We start from the raw sequence: 6,137 nt of genomic DNA, 5'->3' as shown, positions 1-6,137 counted from the left end.
GGTATAATCACTACTGCAAAAATCACCTTAAAAAAGTTTTTAATTATAAGAATTTTACTTAATAATATTATTAATATCACAAATAAATTAAAAATAACTAAATATGTAATAACATTTTTCTTGCTCATATTAGATTCTCCTTAATCTTAATTAATGATTTTAGTTTATCCTTATTGCAAGAAAATATTAACATTGTGATTTTGCATAAATTTTAGTTATTTTTGTATAAAAATCTATTGATTTTTTAGTCAATTTTGTATTAAAATTAATTTCTGTGTATAATTATTAATAAATTGGATATAAAGGAGACCGAAATGAAAAATTTAACTAAAGATGCGTTTTCTCTTAAGAATTCACTTGCTTTTATTATCCCATCTTTAATAGGAATACTATTATTTATGGTTCCTATTAAATTTAATGGAGAAATCACTATACCAGTAGCTTTAATGTCTAAATTTCTTGCTAAGTCTTTAGGTAGCTACTTAACTACTATTATTACTTTTATGGTTTGTATATCTGCTATATTTAGCGTAATTACTAAAGTATTTAAACCAAAATTTATTGTGGAAAATGAATTTTTAAACACATTGTTTAATGTAAGTACAATTTGGTTTATAGCTAGAATTTTTGGTGCAGTATTCTGTGTTCTAGCATTATTTAATTTTGGTCCTGAAATGATAATAAATTCTTCAACTGGATCTTTTGTATTAAATGATTTGCTTACAATTTTATTTACTATATTCTTCTTTGCTGGTTTATTATTACCACTATTACTTAACTTTGGACTATTAGAATTCTTCGGTGCAATTCTTACTAAAGTTATGAGGCCTGTATTCACTTTACCTGGGCGCTCATCAATAGATTGTATTACTTCTTGGCTTGGTGATGGAACACTAGGAATAATATTAACTAATAAACAATATGAAGAAGGGTTTTACTCTAAAAGAGAAGCTGCTGTAATAAGTACAACTTTCTCTGCTGTATCTATAACCTTTAGCTTAATAGTAATAGATACTGTCGGATTGTCTCATTTATTTATACCTTTTTACTTGACAGTAACATTTTCAGGTATAGTTGCAGCTATTATTCTTCCAAGAATATATCCTTTACGTAAAATTCCTAATACTTATTATAACAATAAGGGAAAAAAGGATGATGAAACTATTCCAGAAGGATATACTGCTTTTTCTTGGGGATATAAAAAGGCTATAGATAAGTCTGGAAATAATCCTGGAATCAAATCTTTTGTAATTGATGGTATTAAAAATGTTTTAGATATGTGGCTTGGAGTTTTACCTATAGTTATGGCTCTTGCAACTATAGCTTTAATAATTGCAGAATATACTTCTGTATTCCAAATTTTAGGTTTACCATTTATTCCTTATTTAAACCTACTTCAAGTTCCAGAAGCTGTAGCTGCATCACAAACTTTAGTAGTTGGATTTGCAGATATGTTACTTCCATCCGTATTAGCTGCTAACTCAATAACTAGCGATATGACTAAATTTATAGTTGCTTGTACTTCGGTTTCTCAATTAATATATATGTCTGAAGTAGGTGGAGTCCTACTTGGATCAAAAATACCTGTATCACTAAAGCAATTATTAATAATATTTGTGGAAAGAACTATAATTACATTACCTGTAATAGTTCTTGTTGCAAACTTTATATTTTAAATAAAAAAAATCCTCTTAATAAGAATATAAGTTTCTTAATTAAGAGGATTAATTCATTTTATATAAAATCTACTATTATCTTTATAAATAACATTACTATAACCAGAATTATCACGGGTTTTATAAATTTACTTCCCTTATTTATTGCGAAATGTGCTCCTATATAATTTCCTAGCACTGCAAATACAGCCGCTGGTATTCCTATCATAAAGCTAACCTTACCATTTAATATATAAACTACTAGTGCTGCTAAATTAGAAGCCAAGTTTACTATTTTTGCATTTCCTGAGGCTGTAATCATGTTAAAACCACAAATACTTGTAAATGCTAGTACTAAAAAAGTTCCTGTTCCTGGTCCAAAAAATCCATCATACACTCCAATAATTAGCCCTATTATAAAAGATAGGATGTATAATTTTTTTATAGGAACTTCCTTTATGTAAGTATCTTGTCCAAAATTTCTATTGAATAATAAAAATATTGCAACTATAGGTAAAATTATCATTAAGGAATATTGTAGATACTTTTCATCTAATAAAAGTACAAGTTGTGCACCTATCCAAGAACCTATCAATGCCCCTGTAGCTGAAATTAACGCTGGTTTTAGTCTTATATTGCCACTTTTCAAAAACTTTGCTGATGCCATACCAGTTCCAATGCAATTTGCAAACTTATTAGTTCCATAGGCTATATGTATTGGTACCCCTGCAAATAAATATGCTGGTAAGGAAACTAAGCCTCCCCCTCCTGCTACTGCATCTATAAATCCAGCTATAAATACTAGTGGGCAAATAATTAATAAAATTACTTTAAATGATATCATGTTTTATGCTCCTTAGTTTCTTAAATATTTCCTTTTATCTAAATAAGATATCTTTCAGAATATACTACCTTATTTTCCACAATTATTAATTCAGCTCGCATTGTTGCAACCCTCTTTATTACTTAATTACTTAATTACTATATTCAATAATCTTGTTAAATCTAATCCTTGCATACTATTTACAATAGCTCCTGATAAGTCACTTATCTCAACATCTATTCCATTAATATCACATGTTGTTAAATCTATTTTATTTAGAGATGTTTTGTTAAAAAATGAATTAACCAAATTAGACTTATTAAAATTAACCTTATCTAATTTTACTTGCTGAAAAGTACCTTCTGTAAAATCACATTCTTCAATAATCACATTTTTCATCTTAGAGTAAGATAAATTAATATATTTACCAAGGCAATTACTAAACCTTACATCTCTAATATTACATTCATCTAACCTTGCTCCAAGTAACTTGCAATTTATAAATTCTACCCTATGGATACTTCCATCCCCTAAATCAATGTTAGAAAGATCACAGTTTTCAAATCTCGTATCTAATAAGTCTACATTTCTAATTGAAGTACCATTAAAAATAATATTTTTAAATACACAAGAATCTATTGTAGTCCCCTTATTAACTAAGCCTTCTATAGTCTCATTTTCAATTATTTTATTCTGTAGCTTATCACTATCTAATATTTCATCATATATATCTATGACTTCTTCTAATTCTTCTAAAAACTTAGGCTTTTGTACCTTATAATTACTGGCCATGTATCATCCCTCTATCCTATAATCTATTACAATACAACTATTATATCTTAATTCAAAGAAATAATATAATTTATTTACTAAAAAAGCTGTATATGTTTATCCTTATGATAGACATATACAGCTTTTAAATTTATATTATTGAGATTAATTATAGCTTAAATTTCTCTAGCTACATTTACAGCTTCTTCAATACAGTTTAATGCTCTACGAGCTCTTACTGCATCACCAATTACATGGCATGGAATATTCTTTTCTTCACAGTAATTAGAAAGGTCAGTAAAGTCACGAGATCTTGCACCTATTGCAACTACTACTGAATCACAAGGTAATTCTTGAAGCTTACCATCTTTTTCTATTACTATTGAACTTTCCTTTATTTCAGTACATTTAGCATCTGTTATAGTCTTAATTCCTTCATGATATAGACTTTCCATAACACAGATTTTTCTTAATTGACCTAGATCTTTAGCTACTTCACTAAGCATTTCAACTACTGTTATCTTATTTACATTTCCTGATAAATACTCAGCAACTTCAAGTCCAACTAATCCGCCACCAATAACAACAACTTCACCTGATACCATTGAATTTCCTGCAAGTATATCATGAGAATTAGTTACATGAGGTAAATCTGCTCCTGGCACTCTTAATTTCATAGGTTCTGCTCCAGTTGCTATTATTACTTCATCTGGATTTATTTCTTTAATTACTTCAGGTGTAACAGGAGTTTCAAGTCTGATCTCTACTCCTTTTCTCTTAGCTATATCTCCCATAGATATAGCAGCTTCTTTCATTTCTTCTTTTCTCGGAGCTGCTCCAGCTAAAATAAATTGTCCTCCTAGAGAGCTTGAAGCTTCACATAATATTGGATTATGTCCTCTATCCTTTAATTCCATAGCTGCTTGAAGTCCTGCAACTCCACCCCCAACTACTAACACCTTTTTAGGATTTTCTGTTTTCTTTAAAGTAAATTCTGCTTCTCTTCCTAATGCTGGATTTCTTAAACAAGTTATAAATGGTACTTCTGGTGATGAGAATCCATCATAACATCCTTGATTACATCCTACACAGCGTATTATGTCTTCAACTTTTCCATTCATTGATTTATTACAAAACTCTGGATCAGCCAATTGTGCTCTACCTATAACTACCATATCAGCTTTACCACTTTTTATTATTTCATCTGCTTGTGCTGGATCATTAATTCTTCCAACTGCAACAGTAAGCATTCCTGTTTCTTTTTTAATTCTTGCTGCATTATCTACATTAAAGCCTCTTGGTAAATCTACTGGAGGTACCTCATATTTTATTGCTGCACTTGAGAAGTTTCCACGAGATACATCTAATGCATCTACACCAGCTTCCTTAGCCCATTTACAGAATTGAATAGTATCTTCTATAGTAAGACCATCTTCTAGGTCATCATCAAAAGCATCTACTCTCATAAATAATGGCATGTCCTCTGGTACATTAGCCCTAATTGATCTTATACATTCTAATAAGAATCTAGCACGATTTTCTAAACTTCCACCATACTCATCAGTTCTCTTATTAAAAGCTTTGCTTAGGAATGAATGTGGTGTGTAATTATGTCCTGCATGGAACTCTAAAGCATCAAATCCAGCTTCAACTGCACGTCTAGCTGCATCTCCAAAAGCCTTAATAGCCTCAGCAATAACTTCTTTACTTGCTCCAGGAATTACATAATTATCTTGAACTTTAAAATCACTTGGAGTTACTACCATTGATGTTGGATCTCCAAATAATACTGCTGAACCACCAAGCCATAATTGAACTCCAGCCATTGCCCCACCTGCATGAATTGCATCTGTTAACCTTTTCAAACCTGGTATATATTTATCATCAGAAATTGCCAGGAAAGTTTTAGGTGAAGCTTTGTCATAAACCGAACAAACTTCAGTAAAATTTAAACCGTTTCCACCAATAGCTCTAGCTGCATGATAATTAATAAGTTGGTCTGTCACCATCTTATCATCTCCAGCCATCTTAGTTCCCATAGCTGGGAATATAACTCTGTTCTTCATTTCCATTCCCCTAATCTTGATAGGGCTAAAAACATTCTCAAAAGCCATTTTGCTACCTCCAAAATTTTTATTATTTTAATTTTTCCCCTACATATATTATATTTCTTTGTTAAAAATAAATCAATATGTTTAAAACAATTTGTTTTAATTTTAACAAAAAAAATAAAATACTCCTAAATTTCAAGAAGTATTTTTATAACTTATTTGTTTTCTTTTAATAATCTAATTAAATTGGTAACATAATTAATTCTTTTTTCCTCAGTGCTTATAACTTCTTTGTCATATTGATTATCTTCATTAGTCGCTGGATATGTAATTGAAGAAATAAATATTATTCTCTTATAAATAAATTCCTCATCACTACAATTTAAAACTTTTCTTAAAGCAAAATCTAAATTTTTATTTTCTTCCTTTGACTTCTCAATTATCTGTATATCAATTTCATCCTTATCTATTTTAGCAGAAGCTTCTTCATTCATAACTAAAACCCCAGGATATCTTAAGCAGTACTCTATTATCTCATTAGCACATTTAACTAACTTATCCATATCACTAAGATTCTCATCATAAAGTGGTGCATAAGCTTGAGTTATATTCTCTAAATAAAACTCTTTTATGTATTTTATCATCCTATCTTTACTGCCGAAATAATAGTTTATTGCACTTACATTTACTCCAGCCTCTTTTACTATAGTCCTAATTGGAACATTAGTAGTTCCATTCTTACCAAAAAGGTATAATGCCCTATCTAAGATTCTTTCTTCTATCCCCTTCAGCTCTCTCATATCTTCACCTCTCAAGTTTAAACTATAAATATTATAT

Annotated in this window: 5 protein-coding genes; 1 reads left to right on the top strand and 4 read right to left on the bottom strand. The window is 29.6% G+C overall.

The features are described from left to right. Window positions 1–314: 314 nt before the first annotated feature. Window positions 315–1,676 (top strand): YjiH family protein, encoded by a 1,362-nt coding sequence (locus E6248_RS11745; RefSeq protein ID WP_316340990.1) that lies wholly within the window; start codon window positions 315–317, stop codon window positions 1,674–1,676. Between the two features lie 58 nt (window positions 1,677–1,734). On the opposite strand, the gene E6248_RS11740 is transcribed toward E6248_RS11745, so the two are convergent. The 4 genes from E6248_RS11740 to E6248_RS11725 all read right to left on the bottom strand — a co-directional run. Beyond that, entirely contained in the window at window positions 1,735–2,499 is a 765-nt protein-coding gene (locus E6248_RS11740) for a TSUP family transporter (RefSeq protein WP_316340989.1), read from the bottom strand. 126 nt (window positions 2,500–2,625) lie between these two features. Beyond that, window positions 2,626–3,270, bottom strand: coding sequence for a pentapeptide repeat-containing protein (locus tag E6248_RS11735; protein ID WP_316340988.1), 645 nt, complete (start codon window positions 3,268–3,270; stop codon window positions 2,626–2,628). A gap of 155 nt (window positions 3,271–3,425) precedes the next feature. Then, window positions 3,426–5,363, bottom strand: a complete 1,938-nt coding sequence (locus E6248_RS11730) for an FAD-dependent oxidoreductase (RefSeq protein ID WP_316340987.1) — start codon at window positions 5,361–5,363, stop codon at window positions 3,426–3,428. Between the two features lie 152 nt (window positions 5,364–5,515). Then, window positions 5,516–6,137, bottom strand: a 622-nt coding sequence (locus tag E6248_RS11725) for a TetR family transcriptional regulator (RefSeq protein WP_316340986.1), incomplete at its 5' end; no start/stop codon positions are given.

Source organism: Clostridium sp. (genome assembly GCF_032552055.1).
In the GTDB taxonomy this organism is placed as follows: Bacteria; Bacillota; Clostridia; order Clostridiales; family Clostridiaceae; genus Clostridium.
The sequence above is the reverse complement of the archived record's forward strand: the minus strand, read 5'-3'. Positions and strand labels throughout refer to the sequence as shown.